The organism is Nonomuraea sp. 10N515B (assembly GCF_052245915.1).
Lineage (GTDB): Bacteria > Actinomycetota > Actinomycetes > Streptosporangiales > Streptosporangiaceae > Nonomuraea.
The window spans coordinates 221,224-245,076 of sequence record NZ_JBQQBQ010000014.1 but is presented as its reverse complement, the minus strand read 5'-3'; the positions used below and the strand labels follow the sequence as shown (position 1 = coordinate 245,076).

Here is a 23,853-nt window from a genome sequence, read left to right as displayed (position 1 = left end):
GGGTCCGGCACCATGTCCGACGTGCCCGGGTCCGGCACCATGTCCGACGTGCCCGGGTCCGGCACCATGTCCGACGTGCCCGGGTCCGGCACCATGTCCGACGTGCCCGGGTCCGGCACCATGTCCGACGTGCCCGGGTCCGGCACCATGTCCGGCCTGGGCACCGGCCTGTCGTCCCCTGGCGGCTCTTCCGGCGGCGGTGGCGCCGGCGTTCCGGGCGGGATCGGGATCGGCGGGCCCATCGGTGACGCGCTGAGCGCCCTGGACCGGACGTTCACCGAGCTGGTCGGCTCGGACTCGCTGACGGTGCCGCTCGGGCTGCTGGCCGTCGGGCTGGCCGTGGTGCTCGGGGCCGGGCACGCGCTGATCCCCGGGCACGGCAAGACCATCATGGCCGCGTACCTGGCCGGGCGGCGCGGCCGGCCACGCGACGCGCTCGTCGTGGGGGCGACGGTGACGGCCACGCACACGGTCGGGGTGCTGGTGGTGGGGTTGCTGCTGACCGTGTTCACGGCGCTGGCCGGGGAGTCGGTGCTGTCCTGGCTGGGCGTGGCCAGTGGCGTCTTGATCGCCGTCATCGGCCTCCGCCTCCTCCTGAACGCCCGACGCGGCGCCCTCCACGGGCACGGACACGGACACGGGCACGGACACGGCCACGGACATGCGCACGACCACGAAAGCGACGATGATGGTGACGGCAGCGGCAGCAACGACTCTGGCAACGCCGGCAGGGCCAGGCGCGCCGGACTTGTCGGACTCGGCGTAGCAGGAGGCCTCGTCCCCAGCCCTTCAGCCCTGATCGTCCTCCTCGGCGCGATCGCCCTCGGCCGCACCTGGTTCGGCGTAGCGCTGGTGACCGCCTACGGCGTCGGCATGGCGGCGACGCTGACCATCACGGGCCTGCTCCTGGTCAAACTGGTGGACCGCCTGGAACAACGCGCCTCCGCCGGCCGCCGCCTGGCCGCCAGGGTGTCCGGCCTGGCCCCGCTCGGCACGGCCGCGATGGTCGTCCTCCTGGGCACGGGCCTCGCCCTCCGCTCGGCGATCGCCCTCTAGCACGACCGCCCACGCCACACTTATAGTCATGTCCATGACTACTCATGGGCATGACTAGTCCATGGCCCTCCGACACGCGGTCCTGGCGGCCCTGCTCGACGGCGAGTACAGCGGCTACCAACTCACCAAGATCTTCGATATCGGCGTCTCCAACTTCTGGTACGCCGCCCCACAGCAGCTCTACGCCGAGCTGACCAAGCTCGAGGCCGATGCCCTGGTGTCCGGCCGGGAGGTCGTCCAGCAGGGCCGCCCCAACAAGCGGGTGTTCAAGGTCACCGAAGCCGGCGTCGACGAGCTGGCGGCCTTCGCCGCGGCCCCGGCCAAGCCCCTGTTGATCCGTGAGGACCTGGCCGTCAAGGTCCACGCCATTGACGTGCTCGACCCCGCGCCGGTGATCGCACAACTCCAGGAACGGGCCGAGCAGGCCGCGGTCAAGATGGCGTTCTTCGAGCAGACCCTGGTACGCCTGCGCGGCGACCTGGATGAGGAGACGTTCCTGCGCGAGGGGGACCGCATCGGCCCCTACCTGTCCTGCCTGGCCGGCTGCCGGCTGGAGCGGGAGATGCGCGACTGGTGCCTGCAGACCGCGCGGACGCTGAGCGAGCGCGCCGCCCACGCCGGAAGGAAGACCGCATGACCTACAGCCGATACGTCGCGCTCGGCGACAGCCAGACCGAGGGCCTGGGCGACGGCGACGACGTCCGCGGCCACCGCGGCTGGGCCGACCGCTTCGCCGAGCAGCTGGCCCGCGCCAATCCCGATCTGCTCTACGCCAACCTCGCCGTCCGCGGCCGCCAGGCCGCCCAGATCCGGGACGAGCAGTTGCCGGTCGCTCTGGAGCTTCGCCCCGACCTGGCCACGGTCATGGCGGGCATGAACGACATCATCCGCCCCGGCTTCGACGCCGCTCAGGTGGCCGCTGTGCTGGAGGACATGTTCGTGGCTCTGACCGGCGCGGGAGCTCGGGTGGTCACGGTGACGTTCCCCGACATCGGCGCGATCGCGCCGCTGGCCAGGCCGCTCCGGCCCAGGGTGCTCGACCTCAATGCCCGCATTAGGGACGCCGCCGCACGCCATGGCGTCACGCTTGTGGACACGTTCCGGCTCGCCTACGTCACCGACGCGCGGATGTGGAGCCTCGACCGGCTGCATGCCAGTCCAGAGGGCCACGCCCGCTTCGCCGCCGGAGTCGCGCATGCCTTGGAGCTGCCGGGCAGTGACGACACGTGGACGGCTCCGCTCCCGGCGCTGGCCGCGCCACCGGCCTGGCGCGCGGCGGCGGTGGAAGCGCGGTGGCTGGCCACGTTCCTGGGGCCGTGGCTCGCCCGCCGTTTGCGCGGCCGCTCCTCAGGCGACGGCCGCACGGCCAAGCGCCCCCTGCTCACACCGGTGATCGTCGGCGATCAGTCGATCTCGGGCACGTCGGGATAGTCGTAGTCCGCATCGCCGTCGTCGGCCCGCCGAAGCTTGATGTCCTCGAGCCATGCCTGAGCGAAGCGCCGGACCTGTCTGATCTGCACCTCGTCGAGCCCGTAGGCTTCGAACTCCTCGCTCCCCATGAGATCGACGAACTCCAGCCGCATGGCCAGCTCATAGGGCGAGAAATGATCGTTGTGCGGCTTGGCCAGGCTCTCCAGCGCGTGGAAGGAGTAGAGATGGCTCACGGACTCGACGTCGATGATGTCGCGGGCGTAGCTGCGCTCGTGCAAGGCCCGCATCTTGAGCCCGATCGCGTCTTCCACACTCAGCACTCGCACCGTGCCGCACGTGACCGGAGGCTGTTGGAGGGCTTCCCGCAGCAGGTCGAATTCGCAACGCTCACTGGTCGCCGTGTCCTCGATCATCAGACGGCCCATCCGCGGTGTCACCTCGATGATCGACGTCTGCAGCGCCGCAGCGTGGAACGCGCCCGTGACGCCGCTGACCACATCGGGCAGCCCCATCTCCGTGGCGAAATCGAGGTCTCGGCTCAGCCGGTCCGTGAAGCCATGGGCCCGCATCGCATAGCCACCCGCGAGCGCCAACGCATAGCGCTCGCACACCGGCGACACCACGTCGAGCAGCCGCTCCTGGAAGGGCGGAAAGCGCATCAGCCGGACGTCTTCCTCCGGAGGAGGAGCTTGTTCTCCCAGGCCTGACGGTATCCCGGACCAAGCCCCTTTCTCAGCACCGGCCAGTCAGCGACGAGATGATCCGCGTTCAGGTAGGCCTCGTAGTCGCCCCGCCGGCCAGTGGTGATCACGGTGCGATACATCTCCATCCGGATCCCCCGCTTGGACAAGTCGAATTCGGTCAGTCCCGACCACACCAGGTGCTGCGGCAAGGCCACGACACCCTCGGCCGGGCCTTGGAGGTCGTCCAAGGAGTCAGGGATCTTGTCCTCCAGCCCTTCGTACCAAGAAGGAAGCGGCATGACGTCAAGTATGCCGACGACCACGCCGCGTGGAAGGCAGATCATGGCGCCCGGAGAGAAACTCCTGGAAGGCGATCTTGACCCCGATCACCGGCCGCCGCCACCTCTCCTCACGGTGGATGGCCCTGGCCATCTTGCGCGGCGACTTCTTGGCAAAGAACCAGTGCGCCCACGGCGACCCGGGCCGCGCCAGCCGTATCGCCCCCACCAGGAGCATCGGCGGCACGAACAACCCCGCCATCCCGGTCCAGATCTTGCCCTTGAGCAGCGTGATCACCGCCAGCGCCGAGTTCGCGACGATCAACGCGGTGGGGTTGACCCACGTGCCGTAGTCCCATATCAACGGGCGCAGACCGATGAGGAGCAGGCCGGTGACCGCGATGGCGATGAAGACCGCGTCGACCGACGTCCGCCCTTCCTCCTCCCAGTACACGTCGTGCAGGTGCAGGATCAACGCGAACTCGTCCAGCACCAGCGCCGAGCCGACGCCGAACACGCAGGCCGCGAGCACGTATCCCGTCTGGGACGCGGGCGAGACGATGAACCCCGTCACCCCGCCGATCAACATCAGGATGACACCGAACACGACGTGGTGGATGTGCATCTCCCCCACGTTCACGTTGCGGAACCAGCCCACCTTCGCCCTGATCAGGCGCACATTGATGCGGGTGGCGATGAACGCCACGATGAGCGTGACGAAGTAACAGAACAGCGGCAGCCGTCCCGTGTCGACGATGTTGTAGCGAAACCAATCCCCCATGACTTGTAAACGATGGTACGAGCCACTTGCCGGGATCGCGTCACGAGAGGAAGCCTCTCAACAGCGCGGCCGTGCCTTCCAGGTGTTCGGTCATCGCCCGGCGCGCCGCCTCGGGGTCGCCTGCGAGGATGGCGTCCACGATGGCCTGGTGCTGCAGGGCGGCGTGGTCCAGGTTGACCTGGAGCATCGGGATGGCGTTCAGCAGGTCGCTCACCCGCGACCGCGCGTCGGCGCAGGTGGTGGCCAGCAGGGTCGAGCCGGTCAGCTCGGCGATGGACAGGTGGAAGGCCGTGTCGAGACGACGGTAGTCCGTCAGCGAGGCCTCGTTCAGCTCCGACAACCTGCGGAGCAGCACGGCCCGCTTCTCGCTGGTCAGCTCGGAGGTGGCCAGGACCTGGGCCGCCCCGCACTCGACGGCCAGCCGGAACGTCAGGGCGTCGGAAAGGTCGTCCATGCCCATCTCCGCCAGGACCTGCCGCAGGTCGCCCGCGTCCGGTTTGGGCGGCTCGTACGTGACGAAGGCCCCTCCATACCGTCCCCGCCGCACGTCCAGGTAGCCCGCGTCCGACAGGGCACGGATCGCCTCGCGGAGGGTCACCCTGCTGATGCCGAGCTGGACGGCCAGCTCACGCTCGGGGGGAAGCTTGTCGCCCGGCGCCACCACGCCCAGCTTGATGGCCTGGAGCAGCCGTTCCACGGTCTCCTCGAAGGCGTTGCCCGCCCTGACCGGGCGCAACACCGTCATCAAACGCGCCGACTCGTCCAACGTGGCCTCAGGTCTTGACAAGCGATCCCGGCATGCACATCAATGGTCTGAGACTAGCCCAATCACCGGAAAGCGCGCCATGCCAGATGGGAGCGACGTCACGTGAGCAGCGAAGGGTTCCTGACCGCCGACGAGCTGCGTGACGAGGTGGCGGCCGGGCGGATCGACACCGTTCTGCTGGCGATCGCCGACATGCAGGGCCGGTTGCAGGGCAAGAGGTTGTCGGCGCGCTACTTTCTCGAAGAGGTGCTGCACCACGGCTCCGAGGGCTGCAACTACCTCCTCGCAGTGGACGTGGACATGAACACCGTCTCGGGCTACGCGATGTCGTCCTGGGAGCGCGGGTACGGCGACTTCGTGATGAAGCCCGACCTGGCCACGCTGCGCCGGGTGCCGTGGCAGGAGGGGACCGCGATGCTGATGGCGGACCTGGCGTGGGAGGACGGCGGCGACGTGACCGCCTCACCCCGCCAGATCCTGCGCAAGCAGCTGACCCGCCTGGCCGAGCGCGGCCTGGCCGCGTATGTGGGCACCGAGCTGGAGTTCGTCGTCTACGAGGACAGCTACGAGGACGCCTGGAAGCGCGCCTATCGCGACATGTCGCCCGCGAACCTCTACAACGTCGACTACTCCCTCCTCGGCACCGCCCGCATCGAGCCGCTCCTGCGCCGCATCCGGCTGAGCATGGAGGGCGCCGGCCTGTACGTCGAGTCCGCCAAGGGCGAGTGCAACCTGGGCCAGCACGAGATCGCCTTCCGCTACGACGAGGCGCTCAAGACCTGTGACAACCACGCCATCTACAAGAACGGCGCCAAGGAGATCGCCGCCCAGGAGGGCAAGTCGATCACCTTCATGGCCAAGCCGAACCAGCGCGAGGGCAATTCCTGCCACATCCACATCTCGCTGCGCACCGTGGACGGCGACCCGGTGATGGCGGGCGAAGGGCCGTTCGGGCTGTCGCCGCTCGGCGCCCGCTTCATCGCCGGCCAGCAGGCCTGCCTGCGCGAGCTCACCCTCCTGTACGCCCCCAACATCAACTCCTACAAGCGCTACGTCCCCGGCAGCTTCGCCCCCACGGCCGTCAAGTGGGGCGTCGACAACCGCACCTGCGCGCTGCGCCTCGTCGGCCACGGCCAGTCGCTGCGCGTGGAGAACCGGGTGCCGGGCGGCGACGTCAACCCGTACCTGGCGGTGTCCGCGCTGATCGCGGCCGGGCTGTACGGGATCGACAACGAGCTGCCGCTGGAGGATCCCTTCGAGGGCAACGCCTACGCCTCGGGCGCCGAGACCGTGCCGCACACGCTGCGCGACGCGCTCGCCCTGTTCGAGGGGTCGAAGCTGGCCCGCGTGGCGTTCGGCGAGGACGTGGTCGAGCACTACGCGAACAACGCGCGGGTGGAGCTGGCCGCGTTCGACGCGGCGGTGACGGATTGGGAGATGTTCCGTGGGTTCGAACGGATGTGAGCATGAAGATCGTTAATCCGGCGACCGAGGACGTGCTCGCCGAGGTCGAGATGGCCGACGCGGCCGAGGTCGACCGGGCGGTGGAGCGTGCCAGGAAGGCGTACCCGGCCTGGCGCGACGTGGCCCCCGGCGACCGGGCGCGGCTGCTGCGGCGCTTCGCCGACCTGGTGGGCGAGCACGGCGAGGAGCTGGCAGGGCTGGAGCTGGCCAACGCCGGGCACCCGATCGGGAGCGCCCGCTGGGAGGCCGGCGCCGTACGCGACGTCCTGCACTTCTACGCCGCCGCCCCCGAACGCAACCACGGCAAGCAGATCCCGGTGCCGGGCGGTGTGGACATCACGTTCCAGGAGCCCCTGGGCGTGGTGGGCGTCATCGTGCCGTGGAACTTCCCCATGCTGATCATGTCGTGGGGCGTGGCCCCCGCGCTGGCGGCCGGTAACACCGTGATCGTCAAGCCGGCGGAATGGACTCCGCTGTCGGCGCTGAGGCTGGCGGAGCTGGCCTTGGCGGCGGGCCTCCCCGAGGGGGTGCTCCAGGTTCTGCCTGGGGCAGGGGAGGTCACGGGGGCCCGGCTGGTCGAGCACCCGGACGTGGCCAAGATCGTGTTCACCGGCTCCACCGAGGTGGGCAAGGAGATCGCCGCCAAGGCGGCCACGCAGGTCAAGCGGGTGACGCTAGAGCTGGGCGGCAAATCAGCAAATATCATCTTCGCGGACGCCGACCTCGAGAAGGCCGCGAAGGCGGCTCCTTACGCGGTCTTCGACAACGCCGGCCAGGACTGCTGCGCGCGTTCCCGGCTGCTCGTCCAGGCCGACGTGTACGACGACTTCATGGCCCTGCTCGCGCCCGCCGTCCAGGCCATCAAGGTCGGCGACCCGCTCGACGAGAGCACCGAGATGGGCCCGCTGATCAGCGCCGAGCACCTGGAACGCGTCCGCGGCTTCGTCCAGGAGCCCTACCTCCAGGGAACGTGCCCGCAGGGCAAGGGCTACTGGTTCCCGGCGACCGTGCTCACCCCGGACGTCACCGACCGGGCGTTCACCGAGGAGATCTTCGGGCCTGTGGTCTCAGTGGCGCCGTTCAAGGACGAGGCCGACGCCGTCAGGATCGCCAACGACACCCCGTACGGGCTGAGCGGCTCCATCTGGACCCGCGACGTCGGGCGGGCGCTCCGGGTGGCCAGGGCGGTCGAATCGGGCGCGCTCTCGGTGAACTCCAACTCCTCGGTCCGCTACTGGACCCCCTTCGGCGGCTTCAAGCAGTCCGGACTCGGCAGGGAGCTCGGCCCGGACGCCCTGGCGGCGTTCACCGAGACCAAGAACGTCTTCATCTCCTGGGAGTGAAACAAGTGCAGCGGTTGCAGGATCGGGTGGCGGTCATCACCGGCGCGGGCAGCGGCATCGGGCTCGCCACGGCCCGCAGGTTCGCCGAGGAGGGCGCCAAGGTCGTCTGCGTGGACGTCGACGAGGAGGCGGGCGCCAAGGCCGCCAACGAGGTCGGCGGCCTCTTCATCAAGGCCGACGTGACCAGCGAGGACGACGTCGTCAGGATGTTCCAGACCGCCTACGACACCTACGGCAGCGTCGACATCGCCTTCAACAACGCCGGCATCTCGCCGCCCGACGACGACTCGATCCTGGAGACCGGCATCGACGCCTGGCGCCGCGTCCAGGAGGTCAACCTGACCAGCGTCTACCTGTGCTGCAAGCACGTCCTCCCGTACATGCGGCGGCAGGGCAAGGGCTCGATCATCAACACGGCGTCGTTCGTGGCCGTGATGGGGTCGGCGACGTCGCAGATCTCCTACACCGCCTCCAAGGGCGGCGTGCTGGCGATGTCGCGGGAGCTGGGCGTGCAGTTCGCCAGGGAGGGCATCAGGGTGAACGCCCTGTGCCCCGGGCCGGTCAACACGCCGTTGCTTCGGGAGTTGTTCGCCAAGGACCCGGAGCGGGCGCAGCGGCGGCTGGTGCACGTACCCGTGGGGCGCTTCGCCGAGGCGACGGAGATCGCGGCGGCGGTGGCGTTCCTGGCCAGTGACGACGCGTCGTTCATCACGGCCAGCGAGTTCCTGGTGGACGGCGGCATCTCCGGCGCCTACGTGACGCCGCTCTAGGAGGAAATCGTGCGTCCGGTCATCGGGATCACCTGTTACGTCGAGCCGGCGAAGTTCACGGTGTGGGCGGACATGACCGTCGCGCTGCTGCCGTACATGTACGTGGAGCAGGTCGTCCGCGCCGGCGGGCAGCCGGTCGTGCTGCCGCCGGCCGGCGATCCCGCGCCTGTCGTGGGGCGGCTCGACGGGCTCATCCTGGCGGGCGGGGGCGACATCGACCCGGCCCGCTACAGCCAGGAGCTGGGGGAAAAGGTCGGCTATGTTCGCAAATTTCGGGATGAGGCCGAGTTTGCGGTGCTGAATGCCGCTCTCGAGGCCGGTCTGCCGTACCTGGGGATCTGCCGCGGCCTCCAGGTGCTCAACGTCGCCCTCGGCGGCACCCTGCACCAGCACCTCCCGGACGTGGTCGGGCACGAGGGGCACTCCCTCGCGCCCGGCCGCTTCGGCCCGCTGCCCGTCGTGCCCGTGCCGGGCACGCGCCTGGCCAAGGCCCTCGGCACGGAGCCGGTGACAGTCCCGCACTACCACCACCAGGCCATCGACTGCCTCGCCCCGGGCCTCACGGTGTCCGCGACCGCCGAGGACGGCACGATCGAGGCGGTCGAGATGGACACGGAGTCGTTCACGATGGCCGTGCAGTGGCACCCGGAGGCGGCCGAGGACTGCGCGATCTTCGAAACCTTCGTGGCGGCCTGCCGCTAACCGACGGGCTTGAGCACGCTGTCGAGGACGACGACGCCCGCGCCGTACTTCTGGTCGAACGTGCGGCGCAGGTCGTCGGAGGCGAGCCAGGTCTCCACCTCGACCCGGTTGCGGGTGACGCTGGGCGCGGAGGAGATGAGGGCGTCGCCCAGCTCCTTCTCGACCTCCCGCTGGATCGCGTGCAACTCGGCCTCGGTACGCTCCGCGCCGCTGACGCACAACGCGCCGCCCCAGACCTCGCGGATCCACGCCTCGCGCCCCGCCAGGTCGCCGGTGAACCTGGGGTTGAGCACCTGCCCCCGCGCGTAGGCGTCGAGTTCCTCCGACGGGTCGGGCTTCGGCCCGATGGGCTCGATCCAGGCGCCTGCGAACTCCTTGGCCGTCCCCGCCCGCTTCATCGCCTTCTCCAGGGTCGCCTCCGTGGCCTTGGCGGGATCGACGGGCCGCCAGCCGCCCTCCGGCTCGGGGCACGGGGTGGTGAAGTCGGTCGTGGGAGGCTCTTCATACACGGGCGAGCCGGGCGGCTCCGTAAGGGTCAGCCGGGCGCCGTCCCAGGTGCCGACGACCCGGTACGAACCCCATTTCACGCCACCCTGCGACTCGTGCTCGACCTTGCTCCAGTCCCAGCCGACCACGTCGGGGCCACCGCACTGAGGCGGGAGGGACTCGGCCACCGCCCGGCACAGCTGAGGCCCGTGCCCGTGGCCTTCGAGCACCGTCAGGCTGGCTTCGTACCGAGGAGGCGGCGCCGGGGACGCGGCGCTCTCGGCGCCGCAGGACGTGATGGTCAGGGCCGCCGCGAGTCCGAGGGCCGCCATTCGCCTGTTCATGCCCCTTCAACGTCATCACCGCCCGAGCGGTTCACGGGCGTCCGAACGCGACAAGACCCCCGTAACGGCACTAGGCTTACGGGACATCACCCACGAAACCGTGCGGGAGAGCACCCTGACAGCCGGTCAGGGTCCCTGAAGGAGCAAGCCCTCCCCGCGAACCTCTCAAGGCAAAGGACCGCACGGACGAGGTGTCCTCTGGAAAGCAGGCCTGTGGGCCTCGCCGAAGGTGAAAGTCCGGCAAAACCCGGGCGAAGCTCTCAGGCATCGATGACAGAGGGGGAGGATGCTGGCATCCGATCCTGTCCTGAGGTGCGATAAATGTCCCGACCGACACCGCTACGAGACGTTCACGAGAGCCTCGGCGCCACGCTGACCGACTTCGCGGGGTGGCTCATGCCCCTCCGGTACGGCAGCGAGTCCGCGGAGCACAACGCCGTCCGGCAGGCGGCGGGGCTGTTCGACCTGTCGCACATGGGCGAGATCTTCCTGACGGGCCCGCAGGCCGGCCAGGCCCTGGACTATGCGCTGGTCGGGCATCTGTCAGCGCTGGAGCCCGGGCGGGCCAGATACACCATGATCGTGAACGAGCGTGGCGGGGTGCTCGACGACCTCATCGTCTACCGGCTCGGGGACGAAGAGTTCATGGTGGTGGCAAACGCCTCAAACTACGAAAAAGTCGGAAATGAGCTGAAAGAGCGCGCGAAGGCGTACAACGCCGTCGTGGACGACCGCTCCGACCAGTACGCGCTCATCGCCGTCCAGGGCCCGCGGGCGCAGGAGATCCTCGCCACGCTCACCGACGCCGACCTCGGCGGCCTCAAGTACTACGCGGGCCTGCCGGGCGTGGTGGACGGACGGCAGGCACTGATCGCCCGCACCGGTTACACCGGCGAGGACGGCTTCGAGCTCTTCGTCGCGAACGAGGATGCCGCGCCGCTGTGGCACGCCCTCATGGCGGCCGGCGAGCCGTACGGGCTCAAGCCCGCAGGCCTGTCCAGCCGCGACACGCTCCGCCTCGAGGCGGGCATGCCCCTGTACGGCAACGAACTCAGCGCCGAGCTCACCCCGTTCGACGCAGGGCTCGGCAGAGTGGTGAAATTCGACAAGCCCGGCGACTTCGTCGGCAGGACGGCGCTCGAGGCGGTCAAGGACGACCCGCCGCGGCGCCGCCTCGTCGGCCTGGTCGCGCGGGGCCGCCGGGTGCCGCGCCACGGTTACCCGGTTACCAAAGACGGCGCCGTCGTCGGCGAGGTCACCAGCGGTGCGCCTTCCCAGACTCTGGGCAAGCCCATTGCTATGGCTTACGTGGACACCGGCATCGAAGAAGGCCTGGCCGTGGACATCCGGGGCAGCCAAGAACCTATGGACCTGGTAGAGCTGCCCTTTTACAGGAGGAAGAAGTGAGCAACATCCCTGACGAGCTGAGCTACACCAAGGAGCACGAGTGGGTGGCCGGGCTCGATGACGGGCTGACCGTGACCGTCGGCATCACGGCCTTCGCCGCCGACGCCCTCGGTGACGTGGTCTACGTGCAGCTCCCTGAGGTCGGTTCGACCGTAGAGGGCGGCGACTCCGTCGGCGAGGTGGAGTCGACCAAGTCCGTGAGCGAGATCTACACGCCCGTCGCCGGCGAGATCGTCGAGATCAACCAGGCCGTCGTGGACGACCCGTCGGTCGTCAACAGCGACCCGTACGGCGAGGGCTGGATGTTCCGCGTCCGCATGGAAGGCGACGCGGAGGACCTGCTGTCCGCCGAGGAGTACAAGGCGCTCACCTCAGGCGAGTCCTGACCCATTTCGCCGGGGCCCGTTCCGCGGGCCCCGGCCTTGCATGAAAGGCGCCCATCAATGGCGATCAGCGTCTTCGACCTCTTCAAGATCGGTATCGGCCCGTCCAGCTCGCACACGGGCGGCCCGATGGCGGCCGCGCACAAGTTCGCCCGGGGGCTGCACGAGGACGGCCTGCTGCCGCGCGTGGCGCGCGTCCAGGCCATCCTGTACGGCTCACTCGGCCTCACCGGCAAGGGTCATGGCAGCGACAAGGCCGTCCTGCTGGGCCTGTCGGGCGAGAAGCCCGAACTCGTGGACGTGGACACCATCGACGACCGCCTGGCCGCGATGCGCGCCTCCGGCACCGTCAAGCTCTACGGCACCCATGAGGTCCCCTTCGTCGTCGGCGAGGACCTGATCTTCGAACGCAAGATCTCCCTCCCCGAACACCCGAACGGCATGCGCTTCACCGCCTACACCGCAGACGGCGACACGCTGCGGGAAAAGGTCTACTTCTCGGTCGGCGGCGGCTTCGTCGTGGACGAGAACGCCACCGGCGCCGACCGCATCAAGCCCGACGACACCGTGCTCCCCTACCCCTTCACCACAGGGGAAGAGCTCCTCAAACACTGCTCGAACACCGGCCTGTCGATCTCCGCCCTCATGCTGGAGAACGAGAAGGCCTTCGGCCGCACCGAGGAAGAGATCCGCACCGGAATCCTCAACCTGTGGAACGTCATGTCGGACTGCGTCCGCCGCGGCATCTCCAAAGAAGGCGTCCTGCCCGGCGGTCTCAAGGTCAAGCGCCGCGCCAACCAGCTCTACCGCCGCCTGCAGACCGAGCCGCCCGAGAAGGACCCGCTCCAGGCCATGGACTGGGTGACGCTCTTCGCCCTGGCGGTCAACGAAGAAAACGCCGCCGGCGGCCGCATCGTCACCGCCCCCACCAACGGCGCCGCCGGCATCATCCCGGCCGTCCTGACGTACTACACCCGCTTCGTCCCCCACGCCGACGACGACGGCGTAGTCCGCTTCCTCCTCACCGCCGCCGCCATCGGCGTCCTGTTCAAAGAGAACGCCTCGATCTCCGGGGCCGAGGTCGGCTGCCAGGGCGAGGTCGGCTCGGCCTGCTCGATGGCCTCCGCCGCCCTCACGGAGGTCATGGGCGGCACGCCCGAGCAGGTGGAGAACGCCGCCGAGATCGGCATCGAACACAACCTGGGCCTGACCTGCGACCCGATCGGCGGCCTGGTCCAGATCCCGTGCATCGAACGCAACGCGGTCGCCTCCAACAAGGCGATCACGGCGGCGAGAATCGCCTTGCGCGGCGATGGGAAGCACTTTGTGGCCCTGGACAAGGCGATCAAGACGATGAGGGACACCGGCCGGGACATGCTGGACAAGTACAAGGAGACGTCGCGAGGCGGCCTAGCCGTCAACGTGATCGAGTGCTGACCTGACCGATGGCACCCCGGCTAAGCGGTGGCCACCTCACTCCATCTTCATCCAGCGCAAACGCTCCAGCGTGCCCCTCCTGAAACCGTCAAACGACTCTTGAGGCGACAAGTCCATGGCGAGCCAGCCGCCGCGATTGAGCATGGAAACCTTGAGAACCTGTGAAGGCATGGATACCGTTCCGCTCCAGGAGGCCCGAGAGAGGCTCGGCGTTCTCGTCGCACAGGCCCACCATGCGCATCACCCGGTGACGATCACGCGTCATGGCCGTCCGGAGGCCGTACTGGTTTCGGCGTCAGATTACGCCGCACTCAAGGAGAAGCTGCAGCGGCTCCAAGATGAGGAGGACCGACGGGTTATCCGGGAGGGTATTGCGCGGATCGAGCGCGGCGAGCCCGACCCCGAAGGTACGGTCGTCATCACCGCCGACTCACGCGAAGAGCTGGAAGCCAAGCTGGCCGAATCGCTAGGACTGCATGCACCTCGGCCCTGACGGTGAAGTTTACGATCTACGACGACGAGGTACGTCTTCTCGTCATTAGCCTGAACAGTTGAACCACATGCGGGCCCCAACGGTCGAGATTAGGCCTGTTTGCGCAGGTACGGCGGGTGGTTCAAGCGGCGAATCTTCCCGACTTCGCCTCCTGTGAGTGACGGCTCCTCTACGATCGGTCATCGATGATGACAGGAGGCAAGCCGTGTTCCGCGAGCGCAAGCCGAGTGTCCGGCGGGTCCTTCCAGAGGGGCAGTACAACCCAGAGGTCGGGGAGGGAGTGCGGTGGCTCGACTATGAGCGGGCCGCCGAGATGGACGCCGCGTCCATGCCCGAGGGCGGGGCTTTCCAGGGCGCGACCACCTTAGAGCCTTTCGACGTGCCGGAGCCGGTGGACGTGCCCGAGCCTGTGGACGTGCCTCGCGCGGATCGGCCTGGCGATGCGCCGCCCCTTGTCGACCTGGGTCCGGCGCCCCTGGGTGAATGCCGTGTGTTGCCCGACGCTGAGTCCGGCATGGCGCCTGCGGCCGACTCCCGAGCCACCCCGTCGACCGACTCCCGAGCCACGCCACCTCCGGCCGACTCGCCCGCTGCGCCTCCGGCCAACCCTGGAGGCACCCATCCGGGCAACTCGCGAGCCACGTCTCTGGCCGAATCCCAGGTCGTGCCTCACCCTGCCGGGTCCCTCCCCGCACCTCCCGCCGGGCCGTGTGCGGCGCTCCCTGGTGAATCCCGTGCGATGCCGTTGAGCAACGGCGACGGCGTTGTCGCGACCTCCGGTCGGCGGTTCGACATTCTAGACGCGCCTGCCGAGCGGATCGTGGACGGCGACTGGTTCGAGCGGCCGCACCGGCCGCCCAGGCTCGCCGAGAGCCGCCCGTACGGTGTGCGGGGTGGGCTCGCACACCCGGATCCGCAGGTCGAGCGGGACCTGATTGAGGCGCTGCCGCTGGGCACCCGCTTCCCCGACCCCCGCGGCACCTGGATCCGGCTCATCAACAGCGGCGGGCCGGCCGACGACCCGTTCCGGGCCTCCAACGCGGCCGACTGCGCGCTGGCCGTGCTGTCCACGTGGCACGGGGAGCCCACCACGGCAGCCCCCAGGCTGCCCGAGTACGACAGGATCGGACGCCCGCTGCTGACCGGTGAGCACGACAGCCGGGCCAGGATCGAGCGGTGGGTGGGGCAGCGGCTGGAGTACGCGGGGCAGGGGCGGCACGCGTACCCGATGATCGCGCGGCGGCTGGCCGGGGCCGGGCACGGGGCCTGTGCCGTCATCGTGGTGCGTTGGCCGGGAGGTGGCACCCACGTCTGGAATGCGGTCAACGCGGACGGTGAGGTGATCTGGATCGACGCGCAGCGGGGGCACATGTCCGTCGAGCCGCCTTACACGACGGTGACCGGGGTGTTCTGCGTGATACTCGACCGCCAGGGGCGGCCGCGATGAACCTGGAGCAGGCTCGGGCTCTGGCTGAGGAGTACTTCAACGGGGTCCGGCCGCTGGGCGAGGCGCTGCCCGTGGGGATTTTCGGGTTCCACGACGGCTATGTCGCCTGGGTGCGGGAGCTCGATCCCGACGATCCCGGCACGTTGCCGGAGACCGTCGGCGGCGGGTGCATCGTGATCGACCGGGCCACGGGAGAGGTGGTGGCCCGGCCGCTGCTCGACCCGGAGACGGTCGCCGAGTTGTGGCCCGGTCCCGTCCCCAGATAAAGGAACCAGACAAAGGAAAGGGCCGGGCGCCGCCCCCATGAGACGCCCGACCCTTGGCGTGCGGGCTGCCGGGAACGAGATACCGGGGCAGCCCGCACCGCGTGTTCCCTCTATCCGCGTTTTTCGGATTTATTCGCGTTAGGGGCTCTTCGTCCGATCAGCCGGTGGCGAGCGCGCCGACGATCGAGGCCCGGGCCGCACGGCGGGCCGGGAGCACAGCGGCCACCACACCCGCCGCCCCCGACAACACCACGAACAACGCGATCTGCGGCACCGGCACCGACAACACGGCCCCGTCCAGCATCGCCATCACGGCGGCCCATCCGAACACGCCACCCAGCACGACCCCGACCAACGCCCCGATCAGCCCCAGCACCAGAGCCTCGATGAACAACATCCGGCGCAACTGCGGCCGGGTCAGCCCGAGCGCCCGCAGCAGCGCAGACTCCCTGGTGCGTTCATGGACCGACAACGACAGGGTGTTCGCGATCCCCAGCAACGAAATCAGGATCGCCAGCCCCAGCAAGCCGGTAACGATCAGGAGCAGCATGTCCAGCGTCTCTTCGAACTGGCCGCGTATCTCGGTCGAGCTCGCCAACTGGACGGTCGGGTGGGCGGCGACGGCCGCCTCCACCACCGCGCGCGCCCGCTCGGCCGGCACACCGTCGCGGATGTTGATCATCACACTGGAGTCGGGCAGCCGGTCGAAGTACGTGTCGAACGGCTGCTCGGCAACGGTGAGGGCGGGCAGTGTGGAGTTCTCGCCCTTCAACACGGCGACCACGCGCAACGGCACGGTCCCCGCCAGGTCGGTCTTGGCCCTTACGGTGCCGCCGACCGTCACGCCCAGCTCCTCGGCCGCGTAGTCGAGCAGCGCCACCTCACCGGTGGACATCCCGGTCGTGGACCCGGCGACGACCTCGGGGGTGACGGTCCCGTGGTAGGTGCCGATGTCGTAGCGCCGGTCCCCCACCTTGATCGGAGTCCTGCGGAACTGCAGCACGGAGGCCAGCTCCGGCTTGCCGCGCAGCTCCTCCGCCACCGACCGGGGCACACCGGCCTCGCGCCCCTGCGTGGCCAGCATGTAGTCGACGGGGAACTGCTCGTCGAGCTTGCTCCACACGCTCACCCGGGTGGAGGCGCTGAGCACCGACAGCAGCGTCATAAGCGTCACGCCAATGGTCAGCGCGACGGTCGTCGTGGCGGCCCGCGAGGGGTTGCGCGCGGAATTGTCCAGCGCCAGCCGCCCCGGCACGCCGAACAACCGGGCCGGGATCCAGCCCACCGCCGCGCTCAGCGGCTTGACCAGCACCGGCCCGAGGATCAGCACGGCGAGGAAGGTCAGAGCGCCGCCGGCCATCACGACGAACAGGGTGGGCGGCTCGCCAGGCCGCATCCCCCATACGCCGAAGCCGGTCGTCCCCATCCCGGCCAGCAGGAACAGCGCCGCGAAGAGCCAGCGCAGCACGCCGGTGCGGTACGTCTGCTCCTCCACCTGCGTGCGCAGCGCCGCGACGGGCGGCACCCGGGTGGCCGAACGGGCAGGCAGGAGCGCCGCGCACACCGTGACCACCAGGCCGACGGCCAGGCCGATGGCGATCGTGGCCGGCGCCAGCGTGACGGCCGCGTCGGTGGGCAGCGGAGCGTCGAGCGCGCCGAGGACCGCGAGCGTGAGAACGGCCAGGCCGTACCCGATGACCAGGCCGGACGCGGAGGCGATCAGACCGACCGCCACCGACTCCAGCAGGATCGAGCCGAACACCTGCCCCCGCGTGGCCCCGATGCACCGCAGCAGCGCCATCTCCCTGGTCCGCTGCGCGACGAGGATGCCGAACGTGTTGTAGATGACCAGCGCGGCCACCATCATCGCCACCGCGCCGAACAGCAGCAGCCCCACGGTCAGCGTCCGCATCTCGAACCCGGCCGCACTGGCCAGGTCGGCGGCCAGCTCATCGCCGGTCCTGACCACGGCGGCGCCGCCGGCGGCCGCCGCCACGAGCTGCTTCAGCCCGGCGGACGGGCCGGCGACATCGATCTCGCGGTACCCCTTCGCGCCGGTCATCCGCTGCGCGGTGGCCGCCGTGAAGCCGACGACGCCGGTGTACGCGAGTTCCTGGTCCACGCCGGGATCGAGCAGACCGACCAGCTTGAACCGGTGCTGACTCTGCGAGCCGTCGAGCACGGTGATCGTGTCGCCGATCTGGAGTTTCTGGGCCTTGGCGGTGTTCTCGTCGAGGACGGCCGCCTGGTCGTCGGTGCCGGGGCCCGAGCCGGAGACGATCGCGGTGCGATCCAGCGGCCCACGCACGATCGAGACGGCCGTGGTGGGCACGCTGCCCACGACCTTGCCGTCCTTGCCGAGCAGCGGCGCGGGCTCCCGGATCAGGCCCTGCGCCTCGGTGACGCCTTCGACGGCGCGTACGCGCTCCAAGATCTTCTCGGACAACACGCCGCCGGGGTCCTTCGGCAGGACGGCCACGTCGACCTTGGCGGCGTCGGCCGTGACCCGCTGGGAGAAGCCGGCCTGGATGGTGTCGTTCAGCACGAACGTGCCCGCGATGAACCCCACCCCCAGCATGATCGCCAGGGAGGTGAGCAACAACCGGAGCCGGTGCGCGCGCAGCCCGGCCAGTGCCGTCTTCAGCACCTCACCCCTCCAGTTTCACGAGCGTGTCCAGCACGGACTGCGGCGTCGGCGCGGCGAGCTCGGTGACGAGCTCGCCGTCGTGGAGAAAGACCACGCGGTCGGCGTACGCGGCCGCCACCGGGTCGTGCGTGACCATGACAATGGTCTGGCTCAGCTCGCGTACGGACGTGCGCAGGAAGGACAGGATCTCGGCGCCGCTGCGCGAGTCCAGGTTGCCCGTCGGCTCGTCGGCGAAGATCACCTGAGGCTTGCTGATCAGCGCCCTGGCCACGGCCACGCGCTGCTGCTGGCCGCCGGACAACTCGGTCGGCCGGTGCGACAGCCGGTCGCGCAGCCCGACCGTGTCGATCACGCGGTCGAACAGCGCCTGGTCGGCCTGGCGGGCGGAGATGTCGAGCGGCAGCCGGATGTTCTGCTCGGCGGTCAGCGTGGGCAGCAGGTTGAACGCCTGGAAGACGAAGCCGATCCGCTCGCGGCGCAGCAGCGTGAGCTGCCGGTCGGTCAGCCCGGTCAGCTCCACGTCACCGATGTGCACGGTGCCGGAGGTGGCGGTGTCGAGCCCCGCCAGGCAGTGCATGAGCGTGGACTTGCCGGAACCCGACGGGCCCATGATCGCGGTGAACGCCCCGGTCGCGAAGGTCACGTCGACCCCGCGCAGAGCGTGCACCTCGGCGTCGCCGTGACCGTACACCTTGGTCAAATTCGTGGCCACCACGGCAGGCGGGGCCTGGGTGAGCGTCACATTCACTCCTTGTCGCGGACCAGAACAACGCGAACCACGCTAGGAGTGGAAATTTCTTGATCCATGGGTCCTGAGGAGGGACTTCTTGTAGGACTCCAGACGACCCGGGTCAGACTTTCGGTCGATGGGACGGCACGATCAGGCCGCTCTCGTACGCGTACACCACCACCTGCGCCCGGTCCCGCAGGCCCAGCTTGGCCAGCACCCGCCCCAGATGCGTCTTCACCGTCGCCTCCGCCACCTCCAGGCGGCCCGCGATCTCCATGTTGGACAGGCCGCGCGCCACCATGAGCAGGACCTCCCGCTCACGGGGCGTGAGGTCGGCCGTCCTGGCCGGCTCCCCCGACGGCAGCTGCCCGGCGAACCGGTCCAGCATGCGCCGCAGGGTAGGCGGCGCCACCACGGCGTCGCCCGCGTGCACGTGCCTGATGGCGCTGACCAGGTCGTCCGGCGGCACGTCCTTCAGCAGGAAGCCGGCCGCGCCTGCTTTGACCGCCGCGAACGCGTACTCGTCCAGGTCGAACGTGGTCAGGATCAGCACCTTCGGCCCGTCGATCCGGCTGGTCGCCTCGACGCCGTCCATGGTGGGCATGCGCACGTCCATGAGCACGACGTCCACCTCGGTGGTCTTCAGCAGCTCCAGGGCCGCCGCCCCGTCGCCGGCCTCGGCCACCACCTCGATGTCCGGCTGTGCTCCGAGCACCATCCTGAAGCCGGCGCGCAACAGCTCCTGATCGTCGACCAGCATCACACGTATCACCAGGCCGCCTCCTCCTACGCCGCTTTGACCATGGGCAACCTGGCCAGCACCTCGAAGCCGCCGCCAGAGCGCGGGCCCGCCGACATCGCGCCACCGTACATGCCGACCCGTTCGCGCATGCCGATCAGCCCGTGGCCGTCGGAGCTGTGCGGGGCGGCGGCTCCCCTGCCGTCGTCGGTCACGCGGACGACCAGGTCGGGGGCGCCGTACTCGATCTCCACGATCGCCTGGACGTCCGGGCCGCCGTGTTTGAGCGCGTTGGTGAGGGCTTCCTGGACGATGCGGTAGATCGCGAGCTGCTGGCCCTCGGGCAGCTCTCTGGGCACGCCGGAGACCCGCAGCCTGGCGGGCACGGCCGAGCCGCATATCAGCTCCTCCAGCTGGGCCAGCCCCGGCTGGGGGGTGTAATCGGTGTCTCCGTGCTCGTTCTCGCGCAGCACGCCGACCAGCCTGCGCATCTCCGCGAGCGCCGCCCGGCCGGTCTTGGAGATGGTCCTGACGGCCTGGCGGGCCTGCTCGGGGTCGCTGTCCAGGGCGAAGCCCGCGCCGTCGGCCTGCACCACCATGACGCTGACGTTGTGGGCCACGACGTCGTGCAGCTCCCTGGCGATCCTGGCGCGCTCGGCCGCGGCGGCCATCCTGGCCTGCTGGTCCCGCTCGCGTTCGGCCCGCTCGGCGCGTTCCTCCAGGCCCTCCAGGTAACGGCGGCGGGTGTTGGCGTACAGGCCGGTCAGCCAGATCGTGACCACGAAGATCGAGCCGCTGAAGAACATCCCGAACGTCGGCGCGTCCCAGCTGACCAGCGCCATGAACATCCCCAGCTCCGCCACCAGGCCAGCGGCCAGCGCCCAGCGGAACGAGCACCGGTAGGCCACCGCCCACAGCGCGACCAGCACCGAGAGGTTGGCCGGCAGCAGGTCGACGTCCGCTAACCACTGGCCGAAGCAGACCAGCGAGATGGCCGCGAACGCCGCGAGCGGCCAGCCTGGCCACAGCAGCGGCACCAGCAGCAGCACCGACAACCCCACGTAGCTGGCCAATCCGACATATTGCCCACCGCCCGGCGACGTGTTGGTCGCGAACGGCACCGCGAGAATGGCGCACAGCGCGGCGAGAGGCGCGACCCGGAGGGCGCCCGCCAGCTTCTCATGGCGTCTGGACCACGCCCGTACCCTGCCGAACACATCCTCACGATACGTAACCCGGGCCCGCCATCGCTCCGCCTCCAGGCGGAAGTAGGAGTACGACCCAGGTCGCACACCAGCGAAGGTCTTACGCGGGTCTTACGGCCGTTTGGGCATTCTCTATACCGGGAGCGCCCCTCCAGCGGGCGAGTAAAGGGAGATCGTGATGGCGGATCATGATCGCGACGCTGGGTCGCGCGGTGAAGAGGAAGCACCGCGCGACCCTGCCCGGGAGGAGCCTGCGGCCCCCTCGAACGAGCGCGACACGGACGTGTACCCCAACCAGCAGCCCAACCTGAAGTACGGAGAGATCCCCCCGGGCCCCCAGGTGAGCCAGGACGACACGGCGGCCGCGCACACCATGCCCGGCTCAACCGGTTGGGATTCCTCCCGGCGCCCCGACGCCTCTTTCCGTGACTATCTCCGGCAGAAGCCGACCCAGATTGTCGGCGCCGGTCTGATCGGCCTGATCGTGGGCGCCCTGTTCGGCGGTACCGCAGTGGCGGTGGTGAGCAATCTGGGCGACCGGCACGACCGTCATGGCGTGTACATGCAATATCCCGACTTGGGGCCGAGACGCCTCGTGATCCCGGATCGGCTCGGAGAGGTCTGCCAGGAGACCGGGAACGGCGTCGTCTGCGAGGCGCCGTTCGGCCAGAGAATCCGGCCCAATACCGAGCCGACCAGCACCGGCTAGTCCGACCAAATCGCCTATTTCACGAAATACGGACAGCTCGAGGCGCAGGTCATTCGGAAAATTGTCGGTTGGCCTTCCTACGCTGTATCCATGCGGAACGCCGATCTCACTGCGGAAGAGCTGGCCCGAGTCGCGAGTCAGGCCAGGTCGATGACAGAGCTCCTGTCGCTGCTCGGCTTGAACAACTCTGGCGGCCGCCGCGCCGCACTCAAACGGAAGATTGCCGAGCTTGGGATCGATGCCAGTCATTTCCGGCGCTCATCCTATAGCAAATACACGCCCGAGATCCTGTCCGCTGCGGTGGCCGCTTCTACAAGCGTCAACGGGGTTCTCGAGCACTTGGGAATGACTCGCAGCGGTGGGGCGCATTCACATATCAGCCGCCGCATCAAGGCTCTAGGTCTCGACATCTCCCATTTCTCACACGTTAACGGGCATCGGCCGACACCCCATCAACAGTTCGATCGCGGCACTCTAGAAAAGGCGGCGGACGGTGCAAGGAGCATGCGGGAGATTCTGCGACGTCTTGACATGCCCGAGTCCGGGAGGTCGCGAGAAGAGATCCGCCGTCAACTTAAGGCGTTCAGGCTGCCGGAACCCTCCGGGTTTCAGCGCATCCGACTCCGCGAGGCGGACGTCAGATCGGCCGCCGAGGCGTCACGCTCGGTCGTGTCGATGATGCGCCTTCTCAATCTGCCGGTCACCGAGACCAACCGGCGACGTGTCCTGCGCTACATCGCCCGTTACCGCATCGACACGTCCCGCTTCGACCGCACGCTCACCAGTTCTCTTCTGATTCTGAGCAGACCGCGCAGCGACCCGCGCGCAATTTTGGTGGTACGACCTCCCGGCGCAGGCCGTACCCCAGGACGCGTCCTCCGACGTGCACTAAGCGATATCGGCGTGCCCGCTGCCTGTGAGAAGTGCGGAGTCGGTGACCTGTGGCAAGGAGCACCACTGACGCTCGAGGTCGACCACATCAACGGCAATCCCCTCGACAACCGCCAAGAAAACCTTCGCCTGCTGTGCCCGAACTGCCACTCGCAAACGGCGACATTTGCCGGGCGAAACAGAGGCCGCCGAAGTGCGTAGAGGTGCGGGCGGGGGGACTCGAACCCCCACGGTGTCTCCACCAACAAGACCTAAACCTGCCGCGTATGCCATTTCGCCACGCCCGCACAGCCCCGCCCAAAGCAGGCCTCACATAGTTTAGCGCTCCAGACGGGGCACAGGCGCCCCTGTGATGACGACACGGTTTCCCTGAGGACGCTCGTCAACGGTGTCCCGCGGCGGGGGTCAGGCCAGGCCCAGCTTCTTCTTCAGCGAAGCCACGTGCCCCGTGGCCTTCACGTTGTAGAGGGCCTGCTCGACCTTCCCCTCCCCGTCGATGACGAACGTCGAGCGAATGACGCCCACAACCTCCTTGCCGTACAACTTCTTCGTGCCGTACGCCCCGTACGCCTGATGGATGGCCAGGTCGGGGTCCGACAGCAGGGGAAAGGTCAGCGCGTCGCGCTCGGCGAACTTGGCGAGTTTCGCCGGCTTGTCCTTCGACACGCCGAGCACCACGAAACCCTCGTCCGTCAGCTGTGCCAGGTTGTCGCGGAAATCGCAGGCCTGCTTGGTGCAGCCGGGCGTCATCGCGGCAGGGTAGAAATAAAGGATCACTCGCTTGCCGCGGTAGGCGTCGAGCGAGACGGTGCCGCCGTCGGCAGTGGGGAGCGTGAATTCGGGCGCGGCGTCGCCGGGCGCGAGCTTGGTTGCGGTCTGCTGGGTATCGGTCACGGGGCCCTCCTCAGTTCCTCCCGCAAACCTACCGGTTACCGGCCCTGTCGCCGTGCCGTGCGGTGTGGGGACCTGACAGACTGATCAGGACCAGAACGGACGGAGCTCGCACGGCACGCGGAGCGGGCGCGGCCCCTCATACGGTCGAAAGGAGAGCCATGGCTGACACCGATCCCGACGAGTTGGAGCGGCGGATCGCGCGCACGCGCGCGGAGTTGGCTCAGACGGTCGACGCCATTGCCGACCGGGTGAGCCCCAAGCGGGTCGCCGAGCGCACGGTCGCCGACGTCAAGAGCAGGGCCGGGCATTTCGTGGCGTCCGTGGGCGATGCCCTGGGGGTGACGCAGAAGCCGGTCGAATACGCCGACACCGTTGAAGGGGTGTGGGAGGAGGAGCGGCCCAACCTGGCTCCGGTGCTGATCGGGGTGGGTGCGGCGCTGGTCGTGGGGGCCGCCATCGTGCTCTGGCGCCGCCGGCGCCGGCTCCGCTGACCAGACGGCT

26 protein-coding genes, 1 tRNA gene and 2 riboswitches are annotated in these 23,853 nt (G+C 69.0%); of the genes, 16 read left to right on the top strand and 11 right to left on the bottom strand.

Features of this window, described 5'->3' with window-relative positions:
* From ACTWQA_RS23700 to ACTWQA_RS23690, 3 genes are all read left to right on the top strand, one after another.
* A partial coding sequence (locus ACTWQA_RS23700; protein ID WP_443161307.1) for a nickel/cobalt transporter occupies nt 1–1,056 on the top strand: 1,056 nt, incomplete at its 5' end.
* Between the two features lie 61 nt (nt 1,057–1,117).
* Nucleotides 1,118–1,693 carry a PadR family transcriptional regulator gene (locus ACTWQA_RS23695; protein WP_443161306.1) on the top strand — a complete coding sequence of 192 codons (576 nt, stop codon included), beginning with the start codon at nt 1,118–1,120 and terminating at the stop codon, nt 1,691–1,693.
* On the top strand, nt 1,690–2,487 hold the full coding sequence (locus ACTWQA_RS23690; RefSeq protein ID WP_443161305.1) for an SGNH/GDSL hydrolase family protein: 798 nt from the start codon (nt 1,690–1,692) through the stop codon (nt 2,485–2,487). Before ACTWQA_RS23695 ends, ACTWQA_RS23690 begins: the two co-directional genes overlap by 4 nt.
* On the opposite strand, the gene ACTWQA_RS23685 is transcribed toward ACTWQA_RS23690, so the two are convergent.
* Genes ACTWQA_RS23685 through ACTWQA_RS23670 form a run of 4 tightly spaced genes read right to left on the bottom strand, consistent with a single transcriptional unit; the run spans nt 2,460 to nt 4,974 of the window.
* On the bottom strand, nt 2,460–3,110 hold the full coding sequence (locus ACTWQA_RS23685; RefSeq protein WP_443161304.1) for a nucleotidyl transferase AbiEii/AbiGii toxin family protein: 651 nt from the start codon (nt 3,108–3,110) through the stop codon (nt 2,460–2,462). The genes ACTWQA_RS23690 and ACTWQA_RS23685 overlap by 28 nt on opposite strands.
* Before the next feature lie 35 nt (nt 3,111–3,145).
* The gene (locus tag ACTWQA_RS23680; protein ID WP_443161303.1) at nt 3,146–3,469 is read right to left on the bottom strand and encodes a hypothetical protein; all 324 of its coding nucleotides are present in this window, start codon (nt 3,467–3,469) and stop codon (nt 3,146–3,148) included.
* A 4-nt stretch (nt 3,470–3,473) separates the two neighbouring features.
* Nucleotides 3,474–4,229: a hypothetical protein gene (locus ACTWQA_RS23675; RefSeq protein WP_305918290.1), complete on the bottom strand. Its 756-nt coding sequence runs from the start codon at nt 4,227–4,229 to the stop codon at nt 3,474–3,476.
* Between the two features lie 40 nt (nt 4,230–4,269).
* A complete protein-coding gene (locus ACTWQA_RS23670; RefSeq protein ID WP_443161302.1) occupies nt 4,270–4,974 on the bottom strand; it encodes a FadR/GntR family transcriptional regulator in 705 nt (234 codons plus the stop codon).
* Between the two features lie 123 nt (nt 4,975–5,097).
* Between ACTWQA_RS23670 and ACTWQA_RS23665 the strand changes: the two genes are divergently transcribed.
* Genes ACTWQA_RS23665 through ACTWQA_RS23650 form a run of 4 tightly spaced genes read left to right on the top strand, consistent with a single transcriptional unit; the run spans nt 5,098 to nt 9,274 of the window.
* Nucleotides 5,098–6,459 carry a glutamine synthetase family protein gene (locus ACTWQA_RS23665; RefSeq protein WP_443161301.1) on the top strand — a complete coding sequence of 454 codons (1,362 nt, stop codon included), beginning with the start codon at nt 5,098–5,100 and terminating at the stop codon, nt 6,457–6,459.
* Nucleotides 6,460–6,461: 2 nt separating this feature from the next.
* Complete coding sequence (locus ACTWQA_RS23660; protein WP_443161300.1) at nt 6,462–7,802, top strand: aldehyde dehydrogenase family protein; 1,341 nt, start codon at nt 6,462–6,464, stop codon at nt 7,800–7,802.
* A gap of 5 nt (nt 7,803–7,807) precedes the next feature.
* The gene (locus ACTWQA_RS23655) at nt 7,808–8,572 is read left to right on the top strand and encodes a 3-oxoacyl-ACP reductase (protein ID WP_305918294.1); all 765 of its coding nucleotides are present in this window, start codon (nt 7,808–7,810) and stop codon (nt 8,570–8,572) included.
* A gap of 9 nt (nt 8,573–8,581) precedes the next feature.
* Entirely contained in the window at nt 8,582–9,274 is a 693-nt protein-coding gene (locus ACTWQA_RS23650; protein ID WP_443161299.1) for a gamma-glutamyl-gamma-aminobutyrate hydrolase family protein, read from the top strand.
* Here the strand turns inward: ACTWQA_RS23650 and ACTWQA_RS23645 are convergent.
* A complete protein-coding gene (locus ACTWQA_RS23645; RefSeq protein WP_443161298.1) occupies nt 9,271–10,104 on the bottom strand; it encodes a hypothetical protein in 834 nt (277 codons plus the stop codon). The two genes, ACTWQA_RS23650 and ACTWQA_RS23645, sit on opposite strands and share 4 nt — an antisense overlap.
* Nucleotides 10,105–10,197: 93 nt before the next feature.
* Nucleotides 10,198–10,295, top strand: a riboswitch (glycine riboswitch).
* Nucleotides 10,296–10,391, top strand: a riboswitch (glycine riboswitch).
* Nucleotides 10,392–10,425: 34 nt separating this feature from the next.
* Here ACTWQA_RS23645 and gcvT point away from each other — a divergent pair.
* From gcvT to ACTWQA_RS23615, 6 genes are all read left to right on the top strand, one after another.
* Entirely contained in the window at nt 10,426–11,511 is a 1,086-nt protein-coding gene (gcvT, locus tag ACTWQA_RS23640) for a glycine cleavage system aminomethyltransferase GcvT (protein ID WP_443161297.1), read from the top strand.
* The gene (gene gcvH / locus ACTWQA_RS23635) at nt 11,508–11,897 is read left to right on the top strand and encodes a glycine cleavage system protein GcvH (protein ID WP_305918297.1); all 390 of its coding nucleotides are present in this window, start codon (nt 11,508–11,510) and stop codon (nt 11,895–11,897) included. The genes gcvT and gcvH overlap by 4 nt, the downstream gene beginning before the upstream one ends.
* A gap of 57 nt (nt 11,898–11,954) precedes the next feature.
* Nucleotides 11,955–13,331, top strand: coding sequence for an L-serine ammonia-lyase (locus tag ACTWQA_RS23630; RefSeq protein ID WP_443161296.1), 1,377 nt, complete (start codon nt 11,955–11,957; stop codon nt 13,329–13,331).
* Nucleotides 13,332–13,446: 115 nt separating this feature from the next.
* A complete protein-coding gene (locus ACTWQA_RS23625; protein WP_443161295.1) occupies nt 13,447–13,824 on the top strand; it encodes a type II toxin-antitoxin system Phd/YefM family antitoxin in 378 nt (125 codons plus the stop codon).
* Between the two features lie 205 nt (nt 13,825–14,029).
* Nucleotides 14,030–15,271: a toxin glutamine deamidase domain-containing protein gene (locus ACTWQA_RS23620; RefSeq protein WP_443161294.1), complete on the top strand. Its 1,242-nt coding sequence runs from the start codon at nt 14,030–14,032 to the stop codon at nt 15,269–15,271.
* Nucleotides 15,268–15,537: a hypothetical protein gene (locus ACTWQA_RS23615; RefSeq protein ID WP_305918302.1), complete on the top strand. Its 270-nt coding sequence runs from the start codon at nt 15,268–15,270 to the stop codon at nt 15,535–15,537. Before ACTWQA_RS23620 ends, ACTWQA_RS23615 begins: the two co-directional genes overlap by 4 nt.
* Nucleotides 15,538–15,694: 157 nt before the next feature.
* On the opposite strand, the gene ACTWQA_RS23610 is transcribed toward ACTWQA_RS23615, so the two are convergent.
* The 4 genes from ACTWQA_RS23610 to ACTWQA_RS23595 form a co-directional block, all read right to left on the bottom strand.
* Nucleotides 15,695–18,184 (bottom strand): ABC transporter permease, encoded by a 2,490-nt coding sequence (locus ACTWQA_RS23610; protein WP_443161293.1) that lies wholly within the window; start codon nt 18,182–18,184, stop codon nt 15,695–15,697.
* 1 nt (nt 18,185) lies between these two features.
* Nucleotides 18,186–18,926, bottom strand: coding sequence for an ABC transporter ATP-binding protein (locus ACTWQA_RS23605; RefSeq protein WP_443161292.1), 741 nt, complete (start codon nt 18,924–18,926; stop codon nt 18,186–18,188).
* 109 nt (nt 18,927–19,035) lie between these two features.
* Nucleotides 19,036–19,686: a response regulator transcription factor gene (locus ACTWQA_RS23600; protein WP_443161291.1), complete on the bottom strand. Its 651-nt coding sequence runs from the start codon at nt 19,684–19,686 to the stop codon at nt 19,036–19,038.
* 14 nt (nt 19,687–19,700) lie between these two features.
* A complete protein-coding gene (locus tag ACTWQA_RS23595) occupies nt 19,701–20,945 on the bottom strand; it encodes a sensor histidine kinase (protein WP_443161290.1) in 1,245 nt (414 codons plus the stop codon).
* Nucleotides 20,946–21,033: 88 nt separating this feature from the next.
* Between ACTWQA_RS23595 and ACTWQA_RS23590 the strand changes: the two genes are divergently transcribed.
* Nucleotides 21,034–21,567, top strand: a complete 534-nt coding sequence (locus tag ACTWQA_RS23590; RefSeq protein WP_443161289.1) for a hypothetical protein — start codon at nt 21,034–21,036, stop codon at nt 21,565–21,567.
* Between the two features lie 90 nt (nt 21,568–21,657).
* Entirely contained in the window at nt 21,658–22,659 is a 1,002-nt protein-coding gene (locus ACTWQA_RS23585; protein WP_443161288.1) for an HNH endonuclease signature motif containing protein, read from the top strand.
* Between the two features lie 3 nt (nt 22,660–22,662).
* On the opposite strand, the gene ACTWQA_RS23580 is transcribed toward ACTWQA_RS23585, so the two are convergent.
* Both ACTWQA_RS23580 and bcp read right to left on the bottom strand, forming a co-directional pair.
* Nucleotides 22,663–22,745: transfer RNA gene (locus ACTWQA_RS23580), tRNA-Leu, on the bottom strand.
* A 118-nt stretch (nt 22,746–22,863) separates the two neighbouring features.
* Nucleotides 22,864–23,352 (bottom strand): thioredoxin-dependent thiol peroxidase, encoded by a 489-nt coding sequence (gene bcp, locus ACTWQA_RS23575; RefSeq protein WP_443161287.1) that lies wholly within the window; start codon nt 23,350–23,352, stop codon nt 22,864–22,866.
* A 158-nt stretch (nt 23,353–23,510) separates the two neighbouring features.
* Here bcp and ACTWQA_RS23570 point away from each other — a divergent pair, with 158 nt between their 5' ends.
* Nucleotides 23,511–23,843 carry a DUF3618 domain-containing protein gene (locus ACTWQA_RS23570; RefSeq protein WP_305918310.1) on the top strand — a complete coding sequence of 111 codons (333 nt, stop codon included), beginning with the start codon at nt 23,511–23,513 and terminating at the stop codon, nt 23,841–23,843.
* Nucleotides 23,844–23,853 lie beyond the last annotated feature (10 nt).